This window comes from Xylanimonas ulmi (assembly GCF_004216535.1).
GTDB classification, from domain to species: Bacteria; Actinomycetota; Actinomycetes; order Actinomycetales; family Cellulomonadaceae; genus Xylanimonas; species Xylanimonas ulmi.
The window spans coordinates 587723-614398 of record NZ_SGWX01000001.1; the positions used below are offsets into that span (position 1 = coordinate 587723).

At 73.4% G+C, this 26676-nt stretch carries 27 protein-coding genes; 17 read left to right on the top strand and 10 right to left on the bottom strand.

Annotated elements, in window-relative coordinates; translation table 11 throughout:
• Positions 1-2 precede the first annotated feature (2 nt).
• Positions 3-749, bottom strand: coding sequence for a maleylpyruvate isomerase N-terminal domain-containing protein (locus tag EV386_RS02545; protein WP_130412035.1), 747 nt, complete (start codon positions 747-749; stop codon positions 3-5).
• A gap of 91 nt (positions 750-840) precedes the next feature.
• Here EV386_RS02545 and lepA point away from each other — a divergent pair, with 91 nt between their 5' ends.
• Together lepA and hemW are read left to right on the top strand one after the other, a co-directional pair.
• Complete coding sequence (gene lepA / locus EV386_RS02550; RefSeq protein WP_130412037.1) at positions 841-2712, top strand: translation elongation factor 4; 1872 nt, start codon at positions 841-843, stop codon at positions 2710-2712.
• Positions 2713-2721: 9 nt separating this feature from the next.
• Positions 2722-4092, top strand: coding sequence for a radical SAM family heme chaperone HemW (hemW, locus tag EV386_RS02555; RefSeq protein WP_130412039.1), 1371 nt, complete (start codon positions 2722-2724; stop codon positions 4090-4092).
• A gap of 78 nt (positions 4093-4170) precedes the next feature.
• Here hemW and EV386_RS02560 read toward each other — a convergent pair whose 3' ends face one another.
• A complete protein-coding gene (locus tag EV386_RS02560) occupies positions 4171-4557 on the bottom strand; it encodes a DUF4870 domain-containing protein (RefSeq protein WP_242607804.1) in 387 nt (128 codons plus the stop codon).
• Positions 4558-4670: 113 nt separating this feature from the next.
• Between EV386_RS02560 and EV386_RS02565 the strand changes: the two genes are divergently transcribed.
• A complete protein-coding gene (locus EV386_RS02565; RefSeq protein ID WP_130412041.1) occupies positions 4671-5543 on the top strand; it encodes a DUF2189 domain-containing protein in 873 nt (290 codons plus the stop codon).
• Positions 5544-5546: 3 nt separating this feature from the next.
• On the opposite strand, the gene EV386_RS02570 is transcribed toward EV386_RS02565, so the two are convergent.
• The 3 genes from EV386_RS02570 to EV386_RS18180 all read right to left on the bottom strand — a co-directional run bounded on the left by EV386_RS02570 (position 5547) and on the right by EV386_RS18180 (position 6955).
• On the bottom strand, positions 5547-5756 hold the full coding sequence (locus tag EV386_RS02570; RefSeq protein WP_130412043.1) for a hypothetical protein: 210 nt from the start codon (positions 5754-5756) through the stop codon (positions 5547-5549).
• 167 nt (positions 5757-5923) lie between these two features.
• Entirely contained in the window at positions 5924-6766 is an 843-nt protein-coding gene (locus EV386_RS02575) for a DUF3097 domain-containing protein (protein WP_130412045.1), read from the bottom strand.
• Positions 6767-6787: 21 nt separating this feature from the next.
• A complete protein-coding gene (locus tag EV386_RS18180) occupies positions 6788-6955 on the bottom strand; it encodes a hypothetical protein (protein ID WP_165399811.1) in 168 nt (55 codons plus the stop codon).
• Between the two features lie 258 nt (positions 6956-7213).
• Here EV386_RS18180 and hrcA point away from each other — a divergent pair, with 258 nt between their 5' ends.
• From hrcA to EV386_RS02640, 12 genes are all read left to right on the top strand, one after another.
• Entirely contained in the window at positions 7214-8311 is a 1098-nt protein-coding gene (hrcA, locus tag EV386_RS02580) for a heat-inducible transcriptional repressor HrcA (RefSeq protein ID WP_130412047.1), read from the top strand.
• 59 nt (positions 8312-8370) lie between these two features.
• A complete protein-coding gene (dnaJ, locus tag EV386_RS02585; RefSeq protein ID WP_130412049.1) occupies positions 8371-9495 on the top strand; it encodes a molecular chaperone DnaJ in 1125 nt (374 codons plus the stop codon).
• Between the two features lie 24 nt (positions 9496-9519).
• The gene (locus EV386_RS02590; RefSeq protein ID WP_130412051.1) at positions 9520-10314 is read left to right on the top strand and encodes a 16S rRNA (uracil(1498)-N(3))-methyltransferase; all 795 of its coding nucleotides are present in this window, start codon (positions 9520-9522) and stop codon (positions 10312-10314) included.
• A complete protein-coding gene (locus tag EV386_RS02595; protein ID WP_130412053.1) occupies positions 10311-10664 on the top strand; it encodes an HIT domain-containing protein in 354 nt (117 codons plus the stop codon). Before EV386_RS02590 ends, EV386_RS02595 begins: the two co-directional genes overlap by 4 nt.
• Positions 10665-10676: 12 nt before the next feature.
• On the top strand, positions 10677-11696 hold the full coding sequence (locus EV386_RS02600) for a PhoH family protein (protein WP_130412055.1): 1020 nt from the start codon (positions 10677-10679) through the stop codon (positions 11694-11696).
• 6 nt (positions 11697-11702) lie between these two features.
• Positions 11703-12164: an rRNA maturation RNase YbeY gene (ybeY, locus tag EV386_RS02605; RefSeq protein WP_130412057.1), complete on the top strand. Its 462-nt coding sequence runs from the start codon at positions 11703-11705 to the stop codon at positions 12162-12164.
• Positions 12165-12171: 7 nt separating this feature from the next.
• Positions 12172-13524, top strand: a complete 1353-nt coding sequence (locus EV386_RS02610) for a hemolysin family protein (protein WP_130412059.1) — start codon at positions 12172-12174, stop codon at positions 13522-13524.
• The gene (era, locus tag EV386_RS02615) at positions 13521-14480 is read left to right on the top strand and encodes a GTPase Era (RefSeq protein WP_130412061.1); all 960 of its coding nucleotides are present in this window, start codon (positions 13521-13523) and stop codon (positions 14478-14480) included. The genes EV386_RS02610 and era overlap by 4 nt, the downstream gene beginning before the upstream one ends.
• A gap of 71 nt (positions 14481-14551) precedes the next feature.
• On the top strand, positions 14552-16114 hold the full coding sequence (locus EV386_RS02620) for an alpha/beta hydrolase family protein (protein WP_165399812.1): 1563 nt from the start codon (positions 14552-14554) through the stop codon (positions 16112-16114).
• Positions 16115-16202: 88 nt separating this feature from the next.
• A complete protein-coding gene (locus EV386_RS02625; protein WP_130412063.1) occupies positions 16203-17996 on the top strand; it encodes a DUF7937 domain-containing protein in 1794 nt (597 codons plus the stop codon).
• A gap of 226 nt (positions 17997-18222) precedes the next feature.
• Positions 18223-19995: a 2-isopropylmalate synthase gene (gene leuA, locus EV386_RS02630; RefSeq protein ID WP_130412065.1), complete on the top strand. Its 1773-nt coding sequence runs from the start codon at positions 18223-18225 to the stop codon at positions 19993-19995.
• A gap of 187 nt (positions 19996-20182) precedes the next feature.
• The gene (locus EV386_RS02640; RefSeq protein WP_130412067.1) at positions 20183-20527 is read left to right on the top strand and encodes a helix-turn-helix domain-containing protein; all 345 of its coding nucleotides are present in this window, start codon (positions 20183-20185) and stop codon (positions 20525-20527) included.
• Between the two features lie 70 nt (positions 20528-20597).
• Here EV386_RS02640 and EV386_RS02645 read toward each other — a convergent pair whose 3' ends face one another.
• Complete coding sequence (locus tag EV386_RS02645) at positions 20598-21185, bottom strand: ClpP family protease (RefSeq protein ID WP_130412069.1); 588 nt, start codon at positions 21183-21185, stop codon at positions 20598-20600.
• Positions 21185-21820 carry a ClpP family protease gene (locus EV386_RS02650; RefSeq protein WP_130412071.1) on the bottom strand — a complete coding sequence of 212 codons (636 nt, stop codon included), beginning with the start codon at positions 21818-21820 and terminating at the stop codon, positions 21185-21187. The genes EV386_RS02645 and EV386_RS02650 overlap by 1 nt, the downstream gene beginning before the upstream one ends.
• Positions 21821-21916: 96 nt before the next feature.
• Here EV386_RS02650 and recO point away from each other — a divergent pair, with 96 nt between their 5' ends.
• Positions 21917-22735, top strand: a complete 819-nt coding sequence (gene recO, locus EV386_RS02655; RefSeq protein WP_242607805.1) for a DNA repair protein RecO — start codon at positions 21917-21919, stop codon at positions 22733-22735.
• The gene (locus EV386_RS02660) at positions 22735-23517 is read left to right on the top strand and encodes an isoprenyl transferase (protein WP_130412075.1); all 783 of its coding nucleotides are present in this window, start codon (positions 22735-22737) and stop codon (positions 23515-23517) included. Before recO ends, EV386_RS02660 begins: the two co-directional genes overlap by 1 nt.
• 127 nt (positions 23518-23644) lie before the next feature.
• Here EV386_RS02660 and EV386_RS02665 read toward each other — a convergent pair whose 3' ends face one another.
• The 3 genes from EV386_RS02665 to EV386_RS02675 form a co-directional block, all read right to left on the bottom strand.
• The gene (locus tag EV386_RS02665) at positions 23645-24700 is read right to left on the bottom strand and encodes an iron-siderophore ABC transporter substrate-binding protein (protein ID WP_130412077.1); all 1056 of its coding nucleotides are present in this window, start codon (positions 24698-24700) and stop codon (positions 23645-23647) included.
• 99 nt (positions 24701-24799) lie between these two features.
• The gene (locus tag EV386_RS02670; protein WP_130412079.1) at positions 24800-25636 is read right to left on the bottom strand and encodes an ABC transporter ATP-binding protein; all 837 of its coding nucleotides are present in this window, start codon (positions 25634-25636) and stop codon (positions 24800-24802) included.
• Positions 25633-26676, bottom strand: a complete 1044-nt coding sequence (locus EV386_RS02675) for a FecCD family ABC transporter permease (protein WP_130412081.1) — start codon at positions 26674-26676, stop codon at positions 25633-25635. Before EV386_RS02675 ends, EV386_RS02670 begins: the two co-directional genes overlap by 4 nt.

Below are 26676 nucleotides of genomic sequence, written 5' to 3' on the forward strand. Positions count from 1 at the left end.
CGTCACGGGGTGACGCCCGCGGCGAGCGCGGCGGCGAGCGCGTCCTTGTCGCCGTCGACGACGACGCCGGCGTCCGCGGGCGTGACCCGGCGCCACAGCACCAGGTCGAGGGCGCGCGCGTCGCCGGTGGCGGTCGCCGCGGGCGTCTCGTCGGGCGACCGACCGGCCTCGTGCCCGCCGAGCGTCCAGGACGCCCCGGTCGCGGCGTCGCGCAGCGTGACCAGCCGCGCCAGCGGCGCCATCCGGCCGAGCCGCACCTGGCGTGGCTCGAACACCGTCACGACCTCTTCGACCCCGTCGGCCCACAGCCTGGGGTCGACGTCCGCCTCGGACGCGACGGCGTCGTACACCTCGGGCGTCCAGGCGCCCGCGCGCGCCGCGGCCAGGTCCCCCAGGTGGATGAGCGTCTCGTGCGTCTGGCGGCGGAACCAGAACGACGCCGTTCCCGGCCCGGTGAGCGTGCGCGCGGCGGCGTCGGGTCCGGCCGCGGCGAGCGTCGCGCGCAGCGCGTCGGCGTGCCCGGCGTAGAGCGCGGCGAGGGCGGCGGCGTCGAGCGCGGGATCACGCGTGCGGTCGCCGACGGCCATGCCCGCGGCCCAGTGGTGGATCCCGGCCAGGTGCGCCACGAGGTCGCGCACCCGCCACCCGCCCAGCCCGGGAACGGTGGCGTCGGGGTCGACCTCGGAGGTGAGCGCGGCGAAGGCGCCCTGGAGGCGTGCGAGCTGGGCGAGGAACGCGGCGGGCGTCATGGCGGCACGCTAGCGGCGGCCACGCGCGACGCGCAGCATGGGAGAATGTCGAGGCCCATCCCGCCGAGAACCTCGAAGAAGCGAGTACGCGTTGCCCATCCCCGGACCTGATCTCCGTGCGCGCATCGAGCCGAACGCCACCGCGCCCGAGCTGATCCGCAACTTCTGCATCATCGCGCACATCGACCACGGCAAGTCCACGTTGGCCGACCGCATGCTGCAGGCCACGGGCGTCGTGGAGGCGCGCGCGATGCGCGCGCAGTACCTCGACCGCATGGACATCGAGCGTGAGCGCGGCATCACCATCAAGTCGCAGGCTGTGCGCATGCCCTGGCAGGTCGGCGAGACCCCGTACGCGCTCAACATGATCGACACGCCCGGGCACGTCGACTTCACCTACGAGGTCTCACGGTCGCTGGCCGCGTGCGAGGGCGCCGTGCTGCTGGTCGACGCCGCGCAGGGCATCGAGGCGCAGACGCTCGCCAACCTGTACCTGGCGATGGAGAACGACCTGGAGATCATCCCGGTCCTCAACAAGATCGACCTGCCCGCCGCGCAGCCCGAGAAGTACGCCGAGGAGATCGGCGGCCTGGTCGGCGTCGACCCGGACTCGGTGATGCGCGTGAGCGGCAAGACGGGCGAGGGCGTCGAGGCGCTGCTCGACCGGATCGTCGAGCGCATCCCGTCGCCCGAGGGCGACGCCGGAGCCGCCGCGCGCGCCATGATCTTCGACTCCGTCTACGACATCTACCGCGGCGTCGTGACGTACGTGCGCGTGGTGGACGGCAACCTCAACCCGCGCGAGCGCATCGCGATGATGTCGACCGGCGCCACGCACGAGCTGCTCGAGATCGGCGTCATCTCGCCTGAGCCGATCCCGACCAAGGGCATCGGCGTCGGCGAGGTGGGCTACCTGATCACGGGTGTCAAGGACGTGCGCCAGTCCAAGGTGGGCGACACCGTCACGACCCAGAGCAAGCCGGCGACCACGGCGCTCGGCGGGTACGAGGACCCCAAGCCCATGGTGTTCTCGGGCCTGTACCCGATCGACGGCAGCGACTACCCGGCGCTGCGCGAGGCCCTGGACAAGCTCAAGCTCAACGACGCGGCGCTCAACTACGAGCCCGAGACGTCGGTCGCGCTGGGCTTCGGCTTCCGCGTCGGGTTCCTGGGGCTGCTGCACCTGGAGATCGTGCGCGAGCGCCTGGAGCGCGAGTTCAACCTCGACCTGATCTCGACGGCGCCCAACGTCATCTACGACGTCGACCTCGAGGACCGCACCACGGTGGTGGTGACCAACCCGAGCGAGTTCCCCGGCGGCAAGATCCGTGAGGTGCGCGAGCCCGTGGTGCGCGCGACCATCCTCACTCCGAGCGAGTTCGTGGGCACCGTCATGGGCCTGTGCACCGACCGCCGCGGGTCGATGCAGGGCATGGACTACCTGTCCGAGGACCGTGTCGAGCTGCGCTACACGCTCCCGCTCGCCGAGATCGTCTTCGACTTCTTCGACCAGCTCAAGTCGCGCACGCGCGGGTACGCCTCGCTCGACTACGAGCCCACCGGCGACCAGGCGGCCGACCTCGTCAAGGTCGACATCCTGTTGCAGGGCGACAAGGTCGACGCGTTCTCCGCCATCGTGCACAAGGACAAGGCGTACGACTATGGCGTGCAGATGACGGCGAAGCTCAAGGAGCTCATTCCGCGCCAGCAGTACGAGGTGCCCATCCAGGCCGCCGTCGGCGCGCGCGTCATCGCCCGCGAGACCATCCGCGCGATGCGCAAGGACGTGCTCGCCAAGTGCTACGGCGGCGACATCTCGCGCAAGCGCAAGCTGCTCGAGAAGCAGAAGGAGGGCAAGAAGCGCATGAAGACCATCGGGTCCGTCGAGGTCCCGAAGGACGCCTTCATCGCCGCCTTGTCGAGCGACGCGGGCGGCGGCAAGGACGCCAAGGCGAAGAAGTAGGCGCGGCGCGTGCCCCAGCTTCCCGAGGGCGTCCCGCTGCCCGACGACGGCGCCCTGCCGCCCTGGGTCGCCGACCGCCCCACCGCGCCGTCGCCCCTGCGCGGCCGCTTTGGCGTCTACGTCCACGTCCCGTTCTGCTCGGTGCGCTGCGGGTACTGCGACTTCAACACCTACACCGCGACCGAGCTCGGCGGCGGCGCCTCGCAGCACTCCTACGCGAGCACGGCGCTGCGCGAGGTCGCGCTCGCGCGCCGCGTCCTGGACGCCTCGGGGGTGACGCCGCGTCCGGTCTCGACGGTGTTCTTCGGCGGCGGCACGCCGACGATGCTCCCGGCCTCGGACCTCGTGCGGATCCTGCACGGCGTCCGCGACGCCTGGGGCCTGGCCGAGGCGTCGGGCGACGGCGAGGGCGCCGAGGTGACCACCGAGGCCAATCCCGACTCGGTGACCCCCGCCTCGCTGCGCGAGCTGGCCGACGGGGGCTTCACGCGCGTCTCGTTCGGCATGCAGTCGGCGGTTCCCTCGGTGCTGGCCACGCTCGACCGCACGCACGACCCGCGCCGCATCCCCGACGTCGTGGCGTGGGCGCGCGACGCCGGGCTCGAGGTGAGCCTCGACCTGATCTACGGCACGCCGGGGGAGACCCTGGACGACTGGCGGGCCTCGCTTGAGGCGGTCCTCGCCACGGGGGTCGAGCACGTGTCGGCGTACGCGCTCGTCGTCGAGCCGGGCACCAAGATGGGCGCCCAGGTGCGTCGCGGCCTGCTGCCGCTGCCCGACGAGGACGACCAGGCCACCAAGTACGAGCTCGCCGACGAGCTGCTCGGTGAGGCGGGGCTTGAGTGGTACGAGGTGAGCAACTGGTCCAAGCCCGGGCACGAGTGCCGGCACAACCTGGCCTATTGGCGCGGTGACGACTGGTGGGGCGTGGGGCCGGGCGCGCACAGCTACGTCGCGGCGCCGCGGCGGTCCGGCGACGCGCGGGGGGTCTCGACAGGCTCGACCGGCGGGATGGGTGCGACCGGCGGGATGGGTGTGACCGGCGAGCCCGCGTATGCCGGCGTGCGCTGGTGGAACGTCAAGCATCCGCGCCGCTACGCCGCGCTCTTGGAGCAGGGCCGCACGCCGGGCGCGGCGCGCGAGCTGCTGACCGCGCAGGACGACGCGCTCGAACGCGTGATGCTCGGCATTCGGCTGCGCGAGGGCCTGCCGCTCGACGCGCTCACGCGCACGGGCCGCGCCGCCGTCGCCGCAATGGTCGCGCGCGGACTGCTGGACGGGCCCGCGGCGTTGGGCGCCGACGGCGGCGTGCGTCGCGCGCTGCTGACGCTGCGCGGTCGGCTGCTGGCCGACGCCGTGGTGCGTGACCTGACCGACTGACGGACCGACTGCGAACCATGTGGCGGGCCGGAACCTGGCGGGCTGGGATCTCAGGCGAGCCGGCCGGGGCGGCCCCGCTCAGCGCACGAAGCGGATCGAGAGCGGGTACCGGTACAGGTCGCCGCGTGAGGCGGCGATCGCGCCCAGGATGCCGAAGACGATCGACAGCACCCACGCCGCGAGCATGATGACGGCGCCGACGAGCAGCACCAGCGTGATCAGCCCGACGACGTAGGCGATCGTCAGCGTGATCTGAAAGTTGAGCGACTCCTTGGCCTGGTCGTCGACGAGCGGGCTGCGGTGGCGGAACACCAGCCAGATCACGAGCGGCGCGAGCACCGGGGCGAGGCCCGCGCTGATCGGGGCGAGCAGGATGGGCGCCAAGTGGGCGGCCATCGACCAGTTGCGCGCCTCGTTCTCGGGCAAAGGCGGAGGCGGCGGCGCGGCGTACTGAGTCGGGCTCACAAAGCCCAGGTTAGGTCCGGACAGCGCCGCTGTCTGCGCCAACGTGGCGACACGCGACAGCGCGCGCCGCCCGTGTGGTGGCCATACGGCCCAGGACGCGCCAGGCTGGGCCCATGAGCGACCCCTTCGGAACCACGCCGACGCCCGACCCGAACGAGCCGCGGCCGCCAGCGCCGCCCACCGGGCCGCCCTCCGCGGCCGCGCCGCCGCCCTACGGCCAGGCGGCCCCACCGCCCTACGGTCCGCCAGCACCACCGCAGTACCCCCAGCCGGGTGGCTTCCCGACCGCCCCACCCGCCACTCCGTACGGCGAGTTCGCCGGCCCGCTGCTGCGCGTCGGCGACGCGCTGCGCTTCGCGTGGGCGAAGTTCCAGCAGAACGCGCTCGCGTGGGTCCTGTTCATGATCATCACAGCCATCGTGACGGCAGTCCTCAACGGGCCGAGTGTGAGCGCGTCGCTGCGTCAGGTGCAAAGCGCCTTCGACGGGGACGTCATCACCGGTGCGGGACCCGGCGCGGGTGCGCTGCTGCTGCAGTTGGTGGCCCTGATCGTCGGCGCGGCGGTGCAGGTGTTCGCGATGAGCACCGCGTTGCGCGAGGCCGACGGCTCGCGGCCGAGGCTCGGAGCGTTCTTCTCCGCCAGCCGTCTCGGCCCCGCGATCGTGGTAGCGGTCCTGGTGTCGATCGCCGCCTCGATCGCCGGGGCGCTGATCTTACTGGTCGGCGGGCTCGTGCTCTACCTCTTCGCGGCGTTCGCCGTGCCATTCGTGCTCGACCGGGGCCTGCCGGTGTTCGGCGCCATCGGCGAGAGCTTCCGCGTGGTCGGGCGCAACTTCGGCCCGATGCTTCTGCTCCTGCTGGCGCTGATCGGCATCAACATCCTCGGCGCCATCCCCCTCGGCCTGGGGCTGCTCGTCACGCTGCCGCTGTCCGCCCTCGCGCTGGCCTACGCCTTCCGGAGGCTGACGGGCGGCACGATCGTCTGACCGTCACGCCAGCCGCGTGCTGTGGCGCCGGGGGTGCAGAAGGCCGTGCAGGCGGTCTCGCAGTCCCGGCGCCGTGCGGGTGGGGATACCGTTCGCGGCGGCGTGCTGCCGGCGCTCCGCGCGGATCTCGCGAGCCATCCGCACCTGCTCCAGGTGGCGGCGCAGCGCCTCGTCCTCGGCCTGGCGGATGAGGCTCATGACGATCGGGTCCATGGTGGGGCTCCCTGCGTGTGTCGACTGGCTGATGCCAAGAGCCTCGTCGCTGAGGTGGCCCGCGGGCATCGGGCAGGCGCCCTATTTCTGCGGCCCGCCTCCGGCCCGGGGTGCGGCGCCCACCTCAGACGCCGCCGAGCCCGCCTCAGACGCGCGCCCCATCACGCTCACGCGGTCACGAAGTCGATGAGCTCCTCGACCCGGCCCAGCAGCGCCGGGTCGAGGTCGCGGTAGTCGCGGACCGAGCGCAGGATGCGCTGCCACGCCCGCGCGACGTCCTCCTGGGACGAGGCGGGCCAGCCCAAGGAGCGCAGGATGCCGCGCTTCCACTCGACGCCCCGTTCGATGACGGGCCAGGCGTCCAGACCCAGGCGCTGTGCGCGCACCGCCTGCCAGACGTCGACGTAGGGGTGTCCGAGCACCAGCGTCGTGCCGGCGGGGACGGTGCGCAGCGCCTCGTCGGCCAGCCGCCGCTCCTTGGAGCCGGGGACCAGGTGGTCCACCAGCACGCCCACGCGCCGCTGCGGCGTGGGGCGGAAGTCGGCGAGCGCCGCGGCGAGGTTGTCGACGCCGTCGAGCATCTCGACGACGACGCCCTCGACGCGCAGGTCGTCGCCCCAGACCTTCTCGACGAGCTCCGCGTCATGCTTGCCCTCGACCCAGATGCGCGAGCCCCGCGCGACGCGCGCCCGCCCCCCGTGGACGGCCACCGAGCCCGACGCCGTCCGGGTGGGCGGCGTCGGGGCTCGGGAGGTCATGGGCGCGGTCAGGACGACGGGACGCCCGTCGACCCAGAAGCCGGGTCCGAGGGGGAACGACCGGGTGCGCCCTGCGCGGTCCTCCAGCACCACCAGGTGCATGCCGCCGGACTTCTCGACACGGACCACGGCCCCCACCCACCCGGTCTGGACCTCCTCGACGACGAGGCCGCGCTCTGCTGCGCGGGGTTGCGACGCGGGTCTGCGGTGTGGGGCCGAGGTCAGGGCGTCAAGGCCGTAGCGGTCATGCACGACCGAGACTGTAGGGGCGCCTCAGCGCGCGCGGCGCACTGCCACGCCGAACCTGAGGTGCTTGCTGGGGCTCCAGTGGCGGCGGATCTGCTGCTCGGGCCGCTCGGCGGCCTGGCGGCGGTGCTCGGCCTCGATGGCGCGGAGCGTTTCGGCGGCGCGCCAGCTGGTGACGTACGACTGTGGATCCATGGGGGCTCCTTCACTCCCGGGCGAGCCGGGGTGTGGCCCGCCGTGCATCCGGCGATCCGTGGTGGCGTCATCGCCGGGCCGACGACCTGGCGTCGGCACCTCTATTGTGCCGTGGACGGGTGGCCCGAGCGGGGCGCGTGGCGCGGGGTGTCGGCGCGGTGACGGCCCCTGTCGGACGCTGGGGTGGCTCCCGCGCGTAGAATGGCACTCAGTGTCTGAGAGTGCTAAACGCGGCGGGCGAGAGCGGGAGGGGGCGTCTTGAGCGAGGAACGCCAACTTGACGTGCTGCGCGCGATCGTCGAGGACTACGTGGCGACGCGTGAGCCCGTCGGCTCGCGCGTGCTGACGGAGCGGCATGGCTTCGGCGTCTCACCGGCGACCATCCGCAACGACATGGCGACGCTGGAGGAGGCCGGGTACATCGCGCAGCCGCACACCTCGGCGGGGCGCGTGCCGACCGACAAGGGCTACCGCCTGTTCGTCGACCGGCTCGCCGAGGTCCGGCCGCTATCGGCGCCGCAGAAGCGCGCGATCGAGACGTTCCTGTCGCGCGCGGTGGACCTCGACGACGTCCTGGTGCGCGCTGGGCGGCTCATCGCCCAGCTCACGGGCCAGGTCGCCATCGTCCAGTACCCGTCGCTGCGGCTGTCCGGCCTGCGGCACCTGGAGCTCGTCCCCGTGGGCGAGACGCGGCTGCTCGTGGTCGTGATCACCGACACGGGCCGCGTCGAGCAGCGGTTCCTCGACGTCCCGGCGCCCGACGGCGGTGACGACGCGCCCGTCATCGACGAGGCGACCCTGGGCGAGCTGCGGGTGCGGTTGAACGCCGCGGCCGCGGGTATGCGCCTGTCCAGCCTTGCCGACGCGTTCGAGCGTGTGGTCGACGGAGTCGACCCGCGGTTGCGGCCGCTCGCGCGAGCCATCGCCGACCTGGTCGTCGAGACCCTGGACGAGGAGCGCGAGGAGCGTCTCGTCATGGTCGGCACGGCGAACCTCGCCCGCGCCGAGATGCGCTTCGAGCAGGGCCTGAGCCCCGTCTTGGAGGCCCTTGAGGAGCAGGTCGTGCTGCTCGGTCTGCTGACCGAGATGTCGACCAACCCCCGCAGCCCGCGCGACGGCCGGGACGACGAGCGCGAGCCGGAGTCCTGGGCCAGGGGCGGCGTCGCCGTGCGCATCGGGCACGAGAACCGCCTCGACGGCTTCACCGAGGTGTCGGTGGTCGCCTCCGGATACGGCTCGGACGGCGACACCGTCGCGACGCTCGGCTCCGTCGGCCCCACGCGCATGGACTACCCCGGAACGATCACCGCGGTCCGTGCCGTCGCCCGCTACCTGTCCCGCGTCCTTCCGAACTGAGCCCGCCTCGGCGGGCCCGCCCTGACCCCACCTGTCATGCCGTCATCGAAGAGAGACCTGTGACCGACTACTACGAGATCCTCGGCGTCGAGCGCGACGCCTCGCCCGAGCAGATCAAGAAGGCGTACCGCCGCCTCGCGCGTGAGCTGCACCCCGACGTCGCCGGCGAGGCCGGCGAGGAGCGCTTCAAGGACGTCGCACGCGCGTATGAGGTGCTGTCCAACCCCGACAAGCGTCGGCAGTACGACCAGGGCGTCGACCCGACCGCCCCGGGCGGCGGCGCCGGTGGCGGGTTCGGCGCGGGCTTCGGCTTCCAGGACATCTTCGAGACGTTCTTCGGCGGCGGCCAGGCCGCCCAAGGCCCCATCCCGCGCGCGCGGCGCGGCCAGGACGCCCTGGTGCGCATGGACGTCGACCTGGCCGAGGCCACGTTCGGCGCCAAGCGCGAGCTGCAGGTCGACACCGCCGTGGCGTGCTCGACGTGTGGCGGCAACGGCGCCCGGCCGGGCACGTCGCTGCGCACGTGTGAGGTCTGCGCCGGGCGCGGCAATGTGCAGCGTGTCGCGCGCTCGTTCCTCGGCCAGGTCATGACGACCGCGCCGTGCACCGCGTGCGGCGGCTACGGCACCGTCATCCCCGAGGCCTGCGCGGACTGCGCGGGCGAGGGCCGGGTGCGCTCGCGGCGCACCCTGACGGTCAACGTGCCCGCGGGCGTCGACACCGGCACGCGCATCAAGCTCACCGCGCAGGGCGAGGTCGGCCCGGGCGGTGGCCCGGCGGGCGACCTGTACGTCGAGATCCGTGAGCGGCCGCACGAGACGTTCGTGCGCCGTGGCGACGACCTGCACTGCACGCTGCCCGTGCCCATGACCGCCGCCGCGCTCGGCACGGTGCTCGAGCTCGACACGCTCGACGGCGCCCAGGAGATCGACCTGCGCCCGGGCACACAGCCGGGCCAGATCGTCACCCTCAAGGGGCTCGGTGTGGGTCACCTGCACGCGGGCGGCCGCGGCGACCTGCACGTGCACGTCGAGGTCGAGGTGCCCACCGGGCTCGACGACGCGCAGACCGAGCTGCTGCGCTCGCTGGCGACCCTGCGCGGCGAGGAGCGGCCCGAGCCGCGCCTGGCCTCGACGCACTCGGGCATGTTCGGGCGCCTGCGCGACAAGCTCAGCGGCCGATGACCCCGCCCGTGGCCGGGGGGTGACGTGAGCGCGCCCGTGTTCCTGGCTGAGACGTCGTTGGCCGCCTACCACGCGGGCGGCTCCTACCTCCTGGACGGCGCCGAGGGCCGGCACGCCGCCGTCGTGCAGCGCAAGCGCATCGGCGAGCGTGTCGACGTCGTCGACGGCGCCGGCGTGCGGCTGCGCTGCGCGGTCGCCGCGGTCGAGGGCAGCCAGGTGCGCCTGACGGTCACCGAGGCCGTCGCGGAGCCCGCCCCGGACGTCGTGGTGACGCTCGTGCAGGCGTTGGCCAAGGGTGACCGCGACGAGCTCGCGATCGAGGCGGCGGTCGAGACGGGTGTCGACGCCGTCGTTCCCTGGCAGGCGGAGCGCTCCATCGTCGTGTGGCGGGGCGAGCGCGCCGCCAAGTCGCGCGCGCGCTGGGCCGCGACGGTGCGCACCGCCGTCAAGCAGTCGCGCCGCGCCTGGCTGCCGCCGGTCGCCGACGCCGTGACGACGGCGCAGCTGGCCGCGCGCGTGCGCGAGGTCGTCGCGGCCGGGGGCGCCGTGCTCGTGCTGCACGAGGAGGCGACGACGGCGCTGGCCGACGCCCCGACACCGACCCCCGGCTCCGGCGAGCCCGCGCCCGAGCTGCTCGTCGTCGTCGGGCCCGAGGGTGGCATCGGCGACGGCGAGGTGCGCGCGCTGACCGACGCGGGCGCCGTCGCCGTCCGGCTCGGGCCGCACGTGCTGCGCACCTCGACCGCGGGGCCCATCGCGGTGGCGCTGCTGAGCCAGCGCCTCGGGCGTTGGGCGCGGAGCGATAGCCTGCCGTCATGACGAGCGACATTGCTGCCGACTGCCTGTTCTGCAAGATCGTCGCCGGGCAGGTCCCCGCCGACGTCGTCGCGACCTCGAAGCGTGCGATCGCCTTCCGCGACATCGCCCCCCAGGCCCCCCTGCACGTGCTCGTGGCGCCCAAGGAGCACCACGGCGACGTCGCCCAGCTCGCCGCGGTCGACCCGGCGCTGTTGGCGGACGTCGTGGCGCTCGCCGACCAGGTCGCCGGCGAGCAGGCCGACGGACAGTTCCGCCTGATCTTCAACAGCGGGCCGCGCGCGGGGCAGAGCGTCTTCCACGTGCACGGCCACGTCATCGGTGGGGCGCGGCTGGGGTGGACGCCCGCGTAAAATGGTCACTCCATGACTGCGACCAATCCCGATGCCCGCACCGAGCGTCCTGCCGAGCACCTCATCGTGGTGCCGGCGCACCTTCCGATGGTCGCGCTGCTGGGCAGCCGCGACTCGGTGCTGCGGGCCGTCGAGGACGGGTTCCCGCGCGTCGACGTCCACGCGCGCGGCAACGAGATCGCCGTGTCGGGACCCGAGGGCGACGTCGCCATCGTCTCCCGGCTCCTGGACGAGCTCATCGAGGTCGCGCAGGCCGGCACGCAGCTGACGCCCGACGTCGTGCGCCGCTCGGTCGCCATGCTGACCTCGCCCGCCGATCAGCGCCCGGCCGAGGTGCTGACCTTCAACATCCTGTCGAGCCGCGGGCGCACCATCCGGCCCAAGACGGTCGGCCAGAAGCGCTACGTCGACGCGATCGACGCCAACACGATCACGTTCGGCGTCGGCCCGGCCGGCACCGGCAAGACGTACCTGGCCATGGCCAAGGCCGTCCAGGCGCTGCAGTCGCACCAGGTCAACCGCATCATCCTGTCGCGGCCCGCGGTCGAGGCGGGCGAGCGGTTGGGCTTCCTGCCCGGATCGCTGTCGGAGAAGATCGACCCCTACCTGCGCCCGCTGTACGACGCGCTGCACGACATGGTCGACCCGGACTCGATCCCCAAGCTCATCGACGCCGGCACCATCGAGGTCGCGCCGCTCGCGTTCCTGCGCGGGCGCTCGCTCAACGACGCGTTCATCATCCTCGACGAGGCGCAGAACACCACGTCGGAGCAGATGAAGATGTTCCTCACGCGCCTGGGCTTCGGCTCGAAGATGGTCATCACCGGCGACGCGACCCAGATCGACCTGCCGGGCGGGACGCCGTCGGGCCTGCGCGTGGTGCAGGACGTGCTGACGGGGGTCGACGACGTCGAGTTCTGCAGCCTGACCTCGTCCGACGTCGTGCGCCACCGCTTGGTGGGCGACATCATCGACGCCTACGCTCGCTGGGAGCCACGGGCGCGCGCCAACCAGCGGCAGAACCGGAAATGAGCAGCGGTGTCCATTGAAGTCAACAACGAGTCCGGCTACGACGTCGACGGGCTCGACGAGGCTGAGTTCGCCGAGCTCGGCAGGTTCGTGCTCGACGCGATGCACGTGCACCCGCAGGCCGAGCTGTCGATCCTGTTCGTCGACACGGCGGTCATGACGGACCTGCACGTGCGGTGGATGGATGAGCCGGGGCCGACGGACGTGCTCAGCTTCCCGATGGACGAGCTGCGCCCGGGACGCGAGGGCGATCTGACGCCGCCCGGCACGCTCGGCGACATCGTGCTGTGCCCCGAGGTCGCGGCCAAGCAGGCCCTCGCCGCCGGGCACTCGACTGTCGAGGAGATGCTGCTGCTGACGACGCACGGCATCTTGCACCTGCTCGGGTACGACCACGCGGAGCCCGAGGAGGAGCGGGAGATGTTCGGCCTGCAGCGCCGCCTCCTGCTCACGTTCCTCGCTGGGCGGTGAGGCGCGGGTGACCGGAGTCCTGGTCCTCGTCGCCGTCGTCGGCCTGGCGCTGGCGGGCCTGCTGTCCGCGGGCGAGGCGGCCGTGCTGCGCGTGACCCGCACGGCGCTGGCCGACGCGCTCGCCGAGGCCCAGCAGGGTGAGGGGCTGCGGGCCGAGACGCGCGCCGACCGGGCGCGTGCGGCCCAGGCGCTCGTCGTCGACCCCACCGCCACGGTCGCGGCGGTCGCGACCGTGCGCGTCGCGGCTGAGCTGCTCGCGCTCGGCTCGGTCGCGCTGCTGCTGGAGGACCTGCTGCGCGACGGGTGGGAGGTGCTCGTCGCCCTCGGGGTGGTGGGCCTGCTCGCCGGCGTCGTCATGGTGCGCCTGAGCCCCCGCCAGTTCGGCTTCCGCCAGCCGCTGCGCGTCGTGCTCGCGCTCTCGGCGCTGCTGACCGCGACCCGCCGCCTGACGGGGTGGGCGGCGCCCCGCGGCGCCGGGAGCCAGGGCGAGACGCCCCCCACCGAGGCCGACCTGCGCGACCTCGTCGACCGGGTCGGGGAGTCCGACGTCATCGAGGAGGACGAGCGCGAGCTCATCCGCAGCGTGTTCGAGCTGGGCGGCACCCTCACGCGCGAGGTCATGGTGCCGCGCACCGACATGGTCACGGTCGACGCCGACACCCCGCTGAGCAAGGTCATGCGGCTGTATGTGCGCTCGGGGTTCTCGCGTGTGCCCGTCGTGGGGGAGTCGGTCGACGACCTGCTCGGCGTCGCCTACCTCAAGGACGTCGCGCGGATCCTCGACGCCGACCCGCGCAGCGCCGACCGGCCCGTGTCGTCGGTCGCGCGTCCGCCCGTCTTCGTGCCCGAGTCCAAACCGGCCGACGACCTGCTGCGCGAGATGCAGCAGAAGGCCACGCACATCGCCGTCGTGATCGACGAGTACGGCGGCGTCGCGGGCCTGGTGACCGTCGAGGACGTGCTGGAGGAGCTCGTGGGCGAGCTCGTCGACGAGCACGACCACGTGATCGAGGGCGAGCCTGAGCCCGTCACCCAAGGCGTGTTCCGCGTCCCGGCGCGACTGCCCGTCGACGAGCTCGGCGACCTGTTCGACCTGCGTTTCGACGACGACGACGTGGACACCGCGGGCGGCCTGCTCGCCAAGGCGATCGGCAAGGTGCCCCTGGCGGGGTCGGCGGCCGACGTCGGAGGGCTGCGCCTGGTGGCCGAGCGCGTCGAGGGCCGCCGCAAGCAGGTCTCGACCATCCTCGTCAGCCGCGCGCAGGCCGACACCCCGGCGCGCGCCGAGGCCGCGGCGCGCCAGGGCGGGCCCGACCGGACGACCGACCGCCAGACGCATGACAAGGACGTGACCGCATGACCGAGACCGCACCCCCGACCGAGCACCGCTCAGGCTTCGCCTGCCTGGTCGGGCGCCCCAACGCGGGCAAGTCGACCCTGACGAACGCCCTGGTGGGGGAGAAGGTCGCCATCATGTCGGCGCGGCCCCAGACGACGCGGCACACCATCCGCGGCATCGTCCACCGGCCCGACGCGCAGCTCGTGCTGGTCGACACCCCCGGGCTGCACCGGCCCCGCACGCTGCTCGGCCAGCGGCTCAACGACCTGGTCAAGGAGACGCTCGGCGAGGTCGACGTCATCGCGTTCTGCCTGCCCGCCGACCAGAAGGTGGGCCCGGGCGACCGGTTCATCGCCGCGCAGCTCGCGCCGCTCATGACGGGGCGGCGCGCGGTGCCGGTGGTCGCCGTCGTGACCAAGGCCGACCTTGTGGACCGCCAGACGCTCATGGAGCACCTGCTCGCCGTCGACGCGCTCGCGACCGAGCACGAGCGTGAGTGGGCGGCGATCGTGCCCGTCTCGGCCAAGGACGGCTACCAGGTCGACGAGCTCGAGGACGTGCTGGTCTCCCATCTGCCCGAGGGCCCCGAGCTGTACCCGGGCGGGGAGCTGACCGACGAGCCCGAGCACGTCATGGTCGCCGAGCTCGTGCGTGAGGCGGCGCTCGAAGGGGTGCGCGACGAGCTGCCGCACTCGCTCGCGGTCGTGGTCGAGGAGATCGTCGAGCGCGAGGGGTCGGGCGACTCCGCCAAGGGGCGCCCGCCGCTGCTCGACGTGCGCGTCAACCTCTACGTCGAGCGTGAGTCACAGAAGGCCATCGTCATCGGCCGTGGTGGCTCTCGCCTGCGCGACGTCGGCACGCGGGCGCGCCAAGGGATCGAGCGGCTGCTCGGCGCCCGGGTCTACCTCGACCTGCACGTCAAGGTCGCGCGCGACTGGCAGCGCGACCCCAAGCAACTGCGCAAGCTCGGCTTCTGAGGGTGCGCGCGCGGGCCGACTCCCGAGCGCAACCTCCCGGCGGGGCTCAAGAAGCGAGGTAGCCTCCCGACGTGGTGTTGCGGACCATAGCCTCAAGCGCGTCGATCCTGGTCGGCCTCGCGGTGGCCGGCGCCTTGGCCGGCCCCGCGTGGGACCCGGTGCCTGTTGTCGACCACCTGCGCCCGACGTCGTCGTCGACCGAGATCGGCGGGATCGAGGCCGGCGTCGCGGACGGGCGCGTGCACGAGGTGCGCACCTTCCCGGTGCGCTCGAGCGAGGTCGTCATCGAGCTCGACGGCGCCGAGGTCTCGGCCATCCTGCGTGAGCCGGTCGGGGCGGGTGGCGGACTGTCGGGCATGGTGTTCGTGCACGGCGCGGGCACGGGCCTGGCGAGCGAGGCGTTTCTGGAGCAGGCCGACCAGCTCGCGTCCGCCGGTGTCGTCACCCTCGTGCCCGACAAGCGACTCGACACCTACACGACCTGGCACCGCGACTACGAGGCCATGGCCGACGACTACCTGCGATCGGTCGACTACCTGCGGGGCGTGCCCGGCGTGGACCCCGATCGGGTCGGGGTCTACGGCGAGTCCGAGGGCACGTGGGTCGTGCCGATCATGCAGGTCAAGGACCCCCGCATCGCGTTCACCATCCTGGTCTCGGCGCCCGTCGTCGAGCCGCGCCAGCAGGCCGCGTTCGCCGTCGACAACTACCTGCGCAACACCAATGTGCCGCAGCAGGTGTTCCGCGCGATCCCGCGCGCGGTGGGCATCCAGCTGCCGACGGGCCTGCTCGACTACGCCGACTTCGACGTGCGTCCGTGGCTGGAGCGTCAGACGGCGCCCGTGCTGGTCGTCTACGGCACGGGCGACCCCTCGATGCCGATCGAGCAGGGCTCGCGCCAGATCATCGCCGACACCGCGGTGGGCGGCGGGGCGCCGGTGACCGTCAGGTTCTACGACGGCGCCAACCACGGCCTGCGGGTCGGGGAGACCCTTGTGGCGCAGTTCCCGCGCGACATGGCGGCCTGGGTCCAGGGACTGCCCGAGACGGCCACCGCCGAGCCGCGGATCGCCGGCGCGCAGCCCGAGCAGCTCTACCTCGCCTCGCCCGTGCCGCACCCGCGCTGGTGGGGCAACGGCGACATCATCATCGGCACCGCGCTCGGCGGGGTCGGCCTGCTGGTCGTCGGGCCGCTCGTGTGGGGCGCCGTCACCGTGGTGCTCCGACTCGCGGCCGTGGGGCGCGGATCGCTGCGGGCCCGGATCACGCCACGCCTGGCCCGCGGCGTCTGGCCCCTGCTGTTCGGCCTCGCCGCCGGCGCCGTGGCGACCACCGCGGCGCTCGTCGTCTACCTCATGGCGGTCGCGCGCCTCGCGCTCAACTACAAGCAGGACGACCTTGTCGTGCAGGGCGGATGGATCGGCGTGCGGCTGCTGGGCTTGGTGACCGTGGTGTGCGCCGCACTGCTCATCGGCCGGGCGCGCGATCTGCGCCAGGCGCGCCGCGCGGGCGACCGCGACGCCGTCGTCGCCGCGGGCTGGCCCGCCTGGCTGGCGCTGTCGACCATGCTGGCGGGAGCGATCTCGCTGCTGCTGTGGCAGACCTACTGGGGCGTTTTCCAACTCGGGATCTGAGCCACCGATCTGACACGAGCGGGTGACAGAGGGTAGAAACGACCGCGGGCGTCCGGCTGGGACGCCACGAGCACCGGAGGCATTGCCCATGACCGACGCCGTCACGACCACCGAGCGCACCCCGCGCGAGCCCTTCGCGGGCGTACCCGTGCGCGACCTGGTGCGCGACGTCGTCGCGGCGATCGCGCTGCTGGTTGGTGCGGTGCTGCCGTGGACCGTCGGCGCGCGAGGCAGCGACCGTGTCGAGGTCGTCCTGGCGACCCTTGTGGCCCTGGTGGCCGTCGCACTGCCCTACGCGCGCCGGGCCGGCCTCGTGACCGCGTCCTGGGCGACGGACGAGCGGCGCACTCGGGCGCTGGGCGCCGTGCCGATCGTCGTCGTCGCCCTGGTGCACATCGCGCTCGACGTCGTCCCTGGCGGCGAGTTCGGCGTGGGCGCCGGCCTGGGGCTCAGCCTCGCGGGGGCGGTCCTGGCCGCGGAGGTCGCCTGGTCGCGCCTGACGATCGCGATCGCGGGCGTGCTCGCGCTCGGGGCCGTCCTGGCGCCCGTCCTGGTCGTCGCCGACGGGGGACTCTCGGTGTGGCAGGTCGTCGCGGTCGCGCTCACGGCCGTGCTGGCGCTCGGGGTGTTGTGGCTGACCGCCTGGCGGTTCGAGCAGGGCGACGCCGCCGCGGGCGTGCTGCTGGTGGGCGTCGGGATCGCCGTCGCGCTCGGCGGCGCCTTCCTCGGCGGTCAGACGACGACGCCGTGGGTCGAGAGCGTCCGTGGCGCCTGGCTCGGGCTGGTGGTGCTGCCTGCGCTGGCCGCCGCGGCCGCGCCGCGCGTCGTCGGCCAGGCGGTCGAGGGGCACGAGCAGCCGCGCGTGTGGGCGCACACGGCCGTGCACGCGCTCGGGCTGGCGCTCGGACTGGGCGGGTACATCGCGCTCGTCGCGCTGGTGACGCTCATCGACGCGGGCCCCTCGTTGTCCTCGGTGTTGCGGCTCGTCTTCGGCGTCCTGATCGCCGTCGTGGCCTACTTCGCGCACCGCGCTCTGCGGCGCGACGTCGCCTCGGGGCATGCGACCGCCGTGGGCGCCGCGATCGTCATCGCCGTGCTCGGCACCGTGCTGGTCGTGGCGCGCGCGGGCGCGAGCACGCGGACCGGCTCGGTCGACATCCTGGTTGCTTACGGGCTGCCGGCCCTCGTGCTGTCGGTGCTGCTGGTGCCTCGGTCGCTGCGCGAGCTGCGGGAGCAGCCGCCCGCCGAGACGGACGCCGCGGCCGCGCCCGCCGTCGGGCAGGAGCCGGGCGCCGCGGCGACTGTGGAGACGCCGACCGGGGAGACGGTCGAGGTCGCCAGGCCTGTCGCGCCCGCGCGCCCCGCCCCCGTCTCGTACACGCCGGGGGGGACGGGCGCCGGGGCCGGGGCCGGCGCGGGGGCCTTGGGCGGTGGCGACGCGACGACGGTCATGGCGCCGGTCGGCGCGCACGCGACGGCGGCGCACGCGGCCGCGCCCGCCGACCCTCGTGGCGCAGCCGAGCCCGCAGGGCAGGCCGAGTCCACGGGGCAGGCCGAGTCAACGGGGGCAGCTGACGTGGCGGCCGCCGCGGTGGCGGCGGACGAGCCGGCCGCGGAGCCGCGCAGCGCCGCCGGCCCGTTCGGCGACGTCGGCTCGACGCAGGTGCTTCCGCTGGTCGCCGACGTCCCCGGGTCGCGGTGGTCCGCCGCGCAGGCCATCGACCCGGCGACGCCACTGGCCGACCTCGCGCTCATCGTGCAGGAGTCGCCCCACCTGCGCCCGCTCGTCGCGGCGAACCCGTCGACCTACCCCGCGCTGCTCGACTGGCTCGGCGCGCTGGGCGACCCCGAGATCGACGCGGCGCTGCGCAGCCGTGGGTGACCTGGCCGGCGAGCGTGGCGCGGCGCCGCGTCGGCGCGCTGGGCGGGCCGACGGCCAGATGGCGGCCCCGCGTGCGGCCGCGGGCCACGGCGGGAGTATGGTGACGGGGTGCGGCGCACGGTGAGCCTCCTCCTTGCGTGCCGCGGCGGGGCCCTTTGAGGCCGGTCCCTCGCCGCGGCTGACGTGGTGTGCCGGCTGACCACACCGAGCCCGAAGGAACCCCCGCATGATTCACGAGTCCACCCGCGGCATCGCCGCCCGCAACCCGCAGACGCCGTCGTCGATGCCGGTGCACAAATACGTCCCGTTCCACGAGCAGATCAAGGTCTCGCTCCCGGACCGCACCTGGCCCGACACCCGGATCACCAGGGCGCCGCGCTGGTGCGCCGTCGACCTGCGTGATGGCAACCAGGCCCTCATCGAGCCCATGAACGCCGAGCGCAAGCTGCGCATGTTCGAGCTGCTGGTGTCGCTGGGCTACAAGGAGATCGAGGTCGGCTTCCCGTCCGCCTCGCAGACCGACTACGACTTCGTGCGCCTGCTCATCGAGTCCGGTCGCATCCCTGACGACGTCGTCATCCAGGTGCTGACCCAGTGCCGCGACCACCTCATCGAGCGCACCTACGACGCGATCCGCGGCGCCAAGCAGGCGATCGTGCACATCTATAACTCGACGTCGATCCTGCAGCGCGAGGTGGTCTTCCGCTCCGGGATGGACGGCGTCGTCGACATCGCGCTGCAGGGCGCGCGGCTGTGCCGCAAGCTCGAGGAGACGGTGCCCGAGACGACGGTCTACTACGAGTACTCGCCCGAGTCGTACACCGGCACCGAGCTGGAGTTCGCGGCGCGCATCTGCAACGAGGTGCTCGACGTCCTGGAGCCGACGCCGGACCGCCCCGTCATCGTCAACCTGCCGGCGACCGTCGAGATGGCGACGCCCAACGTCTACGCCGACTCGATCGAGTGGATGAGCCGCCACCTCAACCACCGCGAGAACGTCGTGCTGTCGCTGCACCCGCACAATGACCGCGGCACCGCGGTCGCGGCGGCCGAGCTCGGCTACCAGGCCGGCGCCGACCGCATCGAGGGCTGCCTGTTCGGCAACGGCGAGCGCACGGGGAACGTCGACCTGGTGACGCTCGGCATGAACCTGTTCAGCCAGGGCATCGACCCGCAGATCGACTTCAGCGACATCGACGGCATCCGCCGCGCCGTGGAGTACTGCAACCAGCTGCCGGTGCACGAGCGTCACCCGTACGTGGGCGATCTGGTCTTCACCGCGTTCTCCGGATCGCACCAGGACGCCATCAAGAAGGGCTTCGAGCACATGGCGGGCCGTGCGGAGGCCGCCGGCGTCGACGTCGACGAGCTCACCTGGGGTGTGCCCTACCTGCCGATCGACCCGCGCGACGTCGGACGGTCCTATGAGGCCGTCATCCGCGTCAACTCGCAGTCGGGCAAGGGCGGGGTGTCCTACCTGCTCAAGACCGAGCACGCGCTCGACCTGCCACGCCGCCTGCAGATCGAGTTCTCGGGCGTGGTGCAGCGCGTCACCGACGCCGAGGGCACCGAGGTCACGGGCGACGACATCTGGCGCATCTTCACCGACGAGTACCTGCCCGTCGAGGCGGGAAACGCGGCGGGTCTTGAGCCGTGGGGCCGGCTCAAACTGCGCGAGACGCGCACCGTCTCGGCCGAGGACGGCGCCACGACCCTGTCGATCGACGTCCTGGACCGCGGCGAGGAGCTGACGCTCGAGGGCGTCGGCAACGGCCCGGTGGCGGCGTTCGTCGACGCGATCGCGCGCGTGGGCGTGCAGGTGCGCGTGCTCGACTACGCCGAGCACGCGCTGTCCGAGGGCGGCGACGCCTCCGCGGCTGCCTACGTCGAGGCGCTGGTCGGCGACGACGTCCTGTGGGGCGTGGGCGTCGACCCGTCGATCACGACGGCGTCGCTCAAGGCGATCGTCTCGGCGGTCAACCGCGCGGCGCGCGCCTGACGCTCTGGTTTCGACAGGCTCAACCACCGGCGGTTGAGCCACCCCCGGCGGTTGACCCGCCCCCGGCGGTTGAGCCACCCCGGGTGGTTGACCCGCCCCGGGTGGTTGAGCCTGTCGAAACCCCCGCGCCTTCTGCTGTCAGCGCAGACGCCTTCCCCGCCCGGGGCGTCGCGCGTACTGTCCAGGCATGACCACCGACGCTCAGGACCCGTTGTTGCGGCACGCGCTGGGGCAAGAGTTGCGCCGACTGCGCCACCGCAGCGGACGCACCCTGCATGAGGTCGCACGCCGCGCGGGGGTGTCGCCTCAGTACCTCTCCGAGATGGAGCGGGGGGTCAAGGAGCCGTCGAGCGAGATGATCGCGGCGGTCTGCGGCGCCCTGGAGGTGCGGCTCGTGGACCTGACGCTCGGCGTCGCAGCCGCGCTCGGCGCCGCGCGGCACGAGGCGGCGCAGCAGGAGGTGGCGCGCGGCCCGGTCGCCCTGTCGGCGCGTCGCCCCGCCGGTCCGACGGCGCTGGCGCTCGCCGCGTAAGCCTCCCGCCGCGCAGGGCCTGCCGTCGCTGCGCCCGGGCGTCGCCGCGTGACGCGGGCCGTGGACGCGCTCACCGCACCTCGATGACGTGGTCGACGATGCCGTAGTCGCGAGCCTGGGCGGCGGTGAGCACGCGGTCGTGGTCGGTGTCGGCGCGCAGTCTCGCGACCGCCTGCCCCGTGTGCCGCGCGAGCGCGTCCTCGAAGTCGGAGCGGATCCGCAGCACCTCGTCGGCCTGAAGGATCAGGTCGGGGATCGGGCCGCGCCCCTGCGCCGCGGGTTGGTGCAGCACGACGCGCGCATGGGGGAGAGCGGCGCGCTTGCCCGGCGCCCCGGCGGCCAGCAGCACCGCGCCCACCGCGACCGCCTGGCCGACGCAGGTGGTGGCGACCGCGGGCCGCACGTAGCTCATCGTGTCGTAGACGGCCAGGCCCGCGCTCGGGTCCCCGCCCTCGCAGTTGACGTAGAGCTGGATGTCGGCGCCGGGGTCGGCGGACTCGAGGAACAGCAGCTGGGCGATGAGCGCGTTGGCCACCCCGGCGTCGATCGCGGTGCCGAGGTAGACGATCCGCTCGGTGAGCAGTTGGGAGTAGACGTCCAGCACACGCTCGCCGCGCGGGTGGGCTGCGATGACGTTCGGGATCGTGTAGGAGCTCATCAGTGCGCCTCCCCGCCCTCGACAGGCGCCGACGGCTGCCCGAACCCGGCCCGGTCGCGCCGGGGCGGGGCGATGTCCGCGAACGATGCGACGACGGCGTCGACGAACCCGTACTCGCGCGCCTCGTCCGCGGTGAACCAGTGGTCGTGGAGCGAGTCCTCGAAGACCCGCTCGACGCTCTGGCCCGTGTCATCGGCGATGAGGCGCAGCACGGTGTCGCGGGTGTGGCGCAGGTCGTCGGCCTGCAGCGCGATGTCGACGGCCGCGCCGCCGATGCCGGCCGAGCCCTGGTGCATGAGGACGCGCGCGTGTGGCAGCGCCCGTCGCTTGCCGCGCGCTCCGGCCGAGAGCAGGAACTGGCCAGCGCTGCACGCGAGCCCGAGCGCGAGGGTCGACACGTCGTTGGGGATCGCGCGCATGAGGTCGCGGATGGCCAGCATCGCCGCCACCGAGCCGCCCGGCGAGTGGATCCACAGCGCGATGTCGGCCGGGTCCTCGGTGGCCAGCGTGACGAGCTGCGTGGCCAGCAGCGTGCCGTTGTCGTCGTCGAGCGCGCCGTCGAGGACCAGGACGCGGCGCTCGTACAGCTCGCGCCGAGCGCGGGCGTCGAATGCGGGTGTGGGTGTCTCGCTCATGCCTCCACCCTGCGCGACGCGTCGCGCGGAGAGACCCCGACGCCGCCCAGGGCGGATCTGCCCAGGGCGGCGTCGCGCCGGGGGAGAATGGTCCCCGTGCCCCTGTACCGAGACGACGCCATCGTGCTGCGCACGCAGAAGCTGGGCGAGGCCGACCGCATCGTCACGCTGCTGACGCGCGAGCACGGCAAGGTGCGCGCCGTCGGCAAGGGGGTGCGCCGCACGTCGTCGCGTTTCGGGGCCCGGCTGGAGCCGTTCATGGTGGTCGATGCGCAGTTGCATGTGGGCCGCTCGCTCGACACCGTCACGCAGGTCGAGACGGTGGGCGCGTACGCGCGCGCGATCTGCGAGGACTACGCGCTGTACACCGCGGGCGCCGCGATGCTTGAGGCGGCCGACCGGTTGGTCGAGGCCGAGCGCGAGCCCGCCGTCCAGCAGTTCTGGCTGCTGGCCGGGGCGCTGCGCGCGCTCGCCCAGCGCGACCACGCGCCATCGCTCGTGCTGGACTCCTACCTGCTGCGCGCGTTCGCCGTCGCGGGCTGGGCGCCGTCGTTCACCGACTGTGCGCGGTGCGGCGAGCCCGGCCCACACCACGCGTTCTCGGTGGCCACGGGCGGCGCGGTGTGCTCGCGCTGCCGCCCACCCGGCTCGACGGCGCCCGCCCCGGAGACGTTCGCGCTGCTCGCCGCGCTGTTGAGCGGCGACTGGGCGGCGGCCGACGCGTCCGATGAGCGACCCCGCAAGGAGGCCTCTGGCCTCGTCGCCGCGTACACGCAGTACTACCTGGAGCGCACCCTGCGCGCGTTGCGGCACGTGGACCGCGCCCCGCACCCGGCGGTCGAGCCTGTCGCGACCGCCCGACCGTCACGCCCCGGTGGTCTCGACAGGCCCGACCACCGCCACCAGGAGGCCTGATGCCCCGCACGTACGCCGAGCCCTACCCGCACCTGTCGGGCGCCACGCCACCGCCCATCCCGGCGGACCTGCTGCCCAAGCACGTCGCCGTCGTCATGGACGGCAACGGCCGGTGGGCCAACCAGCGCGGCCTGAGCCGGATCGAGGGGCACAAACAGGGTGAGAAGTCGCTGCTCGACGTCGTCGCCGGCGCGGTTCAGCTCGGCGTCAAGCACATCAGCGCGTACGCGTTCAGCACCGAGAACTGGAAGCGCTCGCCCGAGGAGGTCAGGTTCCTGCTGGGCTTCAACCGTGACGTCATCCGCTCTCGGCGCGATGAGATGGGGTCGTGGGGTGTGCGCATCCGGTGGGCGGGGCGTACCCCGCGCCTGTGGGGCTCGGTCATCAAGGAGTTGCAGGTCGCCGAGGAGATGACCAAGGAGAATGACCGCTGCACGCTGACGATGTGCGTCAACTACGGCGGACGGGCCGAGCTCGCCGACGCCGCCGCGGCCATCGCGCGCGACGCCGCGGCGGGTCGGCTCAACCCGGACAAGGTCAATGAGAAGACCGTCCAGAAGTACCTCGACGAGCCCGACCTGCCCGACGTCGACCTGTTCCTGCGCTCGTCGGGCGAGCAGCGGATCTCGAACTTCATGATCTGGCAGGCCGCGTACGCCGAGCTGATGTTCATCCCCGAGCTATGGCCCGACGTCGACCGCCGGCACCTGTGGCGCGCGTGCGAGGACTTCGCCCGGCGCGACCGCCGCTACGGCGGGGCGGTCGACAAGCCGACCGCCTGACAGAACCCGGTGGTTGAGCCTGTAGAAACCTCCGGTGGTTGAGCCTGTCGAAACCACTGAGTTGAGGGGTTTCGACAGGCTCAACCACCGGGGGGCTCAACCACCGGGGGCGGGGTTGGCTGGTGGGTCAGTTCCCCAGGGTCGTGGCGATCGAGTCGATCAGCGCCGGAAGGCCGCCCGACCACTCGAAGGTGAGCGCCGTGGGCGGGGACACCGACGAGACCGTCACCGGGTCGACGACCTTGACCACGTGGCCCGCGGCGACGGCGGGGATCGCCTGCAGCGCGGGCTTGGCGAGCGACGCGTCGACCTCCTCCTGGCTCGATCCGTACACGATGACGAAGTCGGCCGTGAGCTGGTCGAGCTTCTCGTACGACAGGTCGAAGTAGAACCCGCCGTCTGAGGTGTCGAGCTGCGAGACCGACGGCGCGATCTTCAGCCCGAGCTCCTCGAGGATCGCGACGCGCGCGTCGGCGGGCGTGTAGATCGAGACCGAGCCGTCGCCGTCCCAGATCCCGGCGAAGGTCTTGCCCGCGAAGTCGGGGTGGTCGGCGGCCTGCTGGGAGAGGAACGAGTCGATCCCGTCGAGCACCTCGTCTCCGGCCGCGGTGCGCCCGAGCGCCTTCGCGGTGATGCGGATGACGTCGTCCCAGCTCGTGGTCCAGGGGCCCTCGGGGAAGGCGACGACGGGCGCGATGTCGCTGAGCGTGTCGAACTGCTCCTGCGTGAGGCCCGAGTACGGGGCGAGGATCAGGTCGGGGTGCGCCGCGATGATCTCCTCGTAGGGCACCGAGGAGCCCGAGCCGTCGTCGGTCAGGAGGGCGGGGTGCTCGACTCCCGCCTTGTCGAACGCGTCCTCGACCCACGGGAGCAGGTTGCCGGCGCCCACGGTCCAGCGCTGCTCGCCGACTGCGACGGGGTAGACGCCCAGGGCGATGGCGGCCTCGGTCGAGCCCCAGCCCCAGGTGGCGACGCGCTCCGGCGCCTGGTCGATGGTGGCGTCGCCGAGCGCCGAGGTCACGGTGACGGGGAACGCGTCGGTCGCGCCGCTCGTGTCACCGCCGGCGGCGCCGGTCGGCGAGGGGGACGGGCTGGCGTCGTCGGACGACGAGCAGCCGGACAGGGCAAGGGCCGCCGCGGCCGCGAGCGCGACCAGGGCGGACAGGGGTCGGCGAGAACGCACGCACACTCCTAGGGAGACGCTCACGGCGGACCGCCGCGAGAGTGATGGATTGAGGTAAGGCTAACCTGACGCGAGGGGGTTCTGTCACGCCGGTGTGCGTTATCTCTCGACGGGCTCCACGGACGCCGCGCCCTGCCGCGTCCGGCCCAGGGGCACCACGAGCGGCGTCCCGGACACCGGATCGGGCACCACGCGCGCGGCCAGGCCGAACGCGTCGAGCACGGCGCCCTCCGTCAGCACGGCGCCCGGCTCGCCCTGCGCCACGACGCGCCCGCCCCGCATCACCACGAGGTGGTCGGCGTAGCGGGCGGCGAGGTTGAGCTCGTGCAGCACCATGACGACGGTCGTGCCGCGCTCGGCGTTGAGGTCGGCGAGCAGGTCGAGCAGGTCGACCTGGTGGGCGACGTCGAGGAACGTCGTCGGCTCGTCGAGCAGCACCACGTCCGTCTCCTGGGCCAGCACCATGGCGATCCACACACGCTGGCGCTGCCCTCCCGAGAGCTCGGCGACCGGGCGGTCGGCGAGGTCCGCGACGCCGGTGGACGACAGTGCGCGGGCCACGACGGCGTCGTCGGTCGAGGAGTGCCGCCCGAACCACCCCTGGTGCGGGTAGCGCCCGCGTGCGACGAGCTCGGCGACCCGCACGCCGTCGGGGGCGATCGAGCTCTGCGGCAGCACGCCCAGCAGGCGGGCGAGCTCGCGGCGCGGCATCGCGGCGACGTCGCGCCCGCCCAGCAGCACCCGCCCGGCGTCGAGCGGGTGCAGGCGCGCCATGCCCTTGAGCAGCGTCGACTTGCCGCAGGCGTTGGGCCCGACGATCGCGGTGACCTGACCGGCGGGCAGGTCCAGGTCGAGGCCGTCGATGACGGTGCGCCCGTCATAGCCGATGCGCACCCCCTCGGCGCGCAGCGCCGGGGCGGTCTGGGTGGTGGTCACGCGGGCGAGGTCCTTCGGTCGGAGCGGCCGCTGAGCAGCCACAGGAGGTAGGGGGCGCCGACCAGTCCGGTCACGACGCCCGCGGGCACGGAGACGGTGGGCACGGCGTGCTGCCCGAGCACGTCGGCGGTGAGCACGAGCAGGGCCCCGACGGCGCTCGACGCGGCCAGCGCGGCGCCGCCGTCGTCGAGCAGGCGCCGCGCGATCGCGGGGGAGACGAGCGCGACGAACGCGATGGGCCCGCACGCCGCCGTCGCGACCGCGACGAGCCCCACGGCGACGAGCAGCGCCGCGGGGCGCGCCGCGTGCACGCGCACCCCGAGCGCGGCGGCGTTCTCGTCGCCCAGCGCGAGCGGGCCGTGGGTGCGTACGAGCAGCGCGGCCGCGGCGCCGAGCACGCCGACGCCGATCGCGAGGATGGTCAGAGGGGCGCCGCGCACGTCGGCCACCGAGCCGATGGTCCACGTCAGCGCGGTCTGCGCCTCGCGCACGTCGGCGCGCGCCATGAGCCAGGCGAGCGTCGAGCCGCAGACGTACGAGACGCCGACGCCCACGAGCACGAAGCGGATCGAGTGCAGTCCGCGACGCCACGCCAGCAGCCAGATCGCGGACGCCGCGGCCAGCGCGCCGCCGAACGCCCACCCGGCCACGGTGACGCCCGTCGCGCCCAGCCCGAGCAAGGCCCAGACCGCGCCGAGGCTTGCGCCCGTCGAGACGCCGAGGATGTCGGGGCTGGCCAGCGGGTTGCGCAGCGTCGACTGGAACAGCGCACCCGCGAGCGCGAACGCGGCGCCGCCCAGCAGCGCGGCCAGGACGCGCGGCAGGCGCAGGCGCCGCACCACGAACACGTCGGTCGGGTCGCCCTGGCCGACGACGCCCGCGAGCGCCCGCCCGGGCGACAACCCCGCGGCGCCCAGCGTGAGCGCGAGGATCGCGAGCGCGAGCGCCGCGACCAGCGTGACGCCGAGCACGAGCGCGCGGCGACGGCGTCGGGCGTGGCGCAGGGTGGTGACGGCGAGCAGGGCGGTCGACGCGGTCAT

What these genes read in the sequence shown, in the direction of transcription:
- EV386_RS02660 (WP_130412075.1), top strand. Translation starts at nt 22,735, where the DNA reads ATGCCCCGCACGTACGCCGAGCCCTACCCGCACCTGTCGGGCGCCACG.
- EV386_RS18180 (WP_165399811.1), bottom strand. Translation starts at nt 6,955, where the DNA reads ATGGATCCACAGTCGTACGTCACCAGCTGGCGCGCCGCCGAAACGCTC.
- EV386_RS02595 (WP_130412053.1), top strand. Translation starts at nt 10,311, where the DNA reads ATGACGAGCGACATTGCTGCCGACTGCCTGTTCTGCAAGATCGTCGCC.
- EV386_RS02650 (WP_130412071.1), bottom strand. Translation starts at nt 21,820, where the DNA reads ATGAGCGAGACACCCACACCCGCATTCGACGCCCGCGCTCGGCGCGAG.
- EV386_RS02600 (WP_130412055.1), top strand. Translation starts at nt 10,677, where the DNA reads ATGACTGCGACCAATCCCGATGCCCGCACCGAGCGTCCTGCCGAGCAC.
- EV386_RS02640 (WP_130412067.1), top strand. Translation starts at nt 20,183, where the DNA reads ATGACCACCGACGCTCAGGACCCGTTGTTGCGGCACGCGCTGGGGCAA.
- EV386_RS02645 (WP_130412069.1), bottom strand. Translation starts at nt 21,185, where the DNA reads ATGAGCTCCTACACGATCCCGAACGTCATCGCAGCCCACCCGCGCGGC.
- era (WP_130412061.1), top strand. Translation starts at nt 13,521, where the DNA reads ATGACCGAGACCGCACCCCCGACCGAGCACCGCTCAGGCTTCGCCTGC.
- EV386_RS02625 (WP_130412063.1), top strand. Translation starts at nt 16,203, where the DNA reads ATGACCGACGCCGTCACGACCACCGAGCGCACCCCGCGCGAGCCCTTC.
- EV386_RS02675 (WP_130412081.1), bottom strand. Translation starts at nt 26,676, where the DNA reads ATGACCGCGTCGACCGCCCTGCTCGCCGTCACCACCCTGCGCCACGCC.
- leuA (WP_130412065.1), top strand. Translation starts at nt 18,223, where the DNA reads ATGATTCACGAGTCCACCCGCGGCATCGCCGCCCGCAACCCGCAGACG.
- EV386_RS02545 (WP_130412035.1), bottom strand. Translation starts at nt 749, where the DNA reads ATGACGCCCGCCGCGTTCCTCGCCCAGCTCGCACGCCTCCAGGGCGCC.
- EV386_RS02565 (WP_130412041.1), top strand. Translation starts at nt 4,671, where the DNA reads ATGAGCGACCCCTTCGGAACCACGCCGACGCCCGACCCGAACGAGCCG.
- EV386_RS02570 (WP_130412043.1), bottom strand. Translation starts at nt 5,756, where the DNA reads ATGGACCCGATCGTCATGAGCCTCATCCGCCAGGCCGAGGACGAGGCG.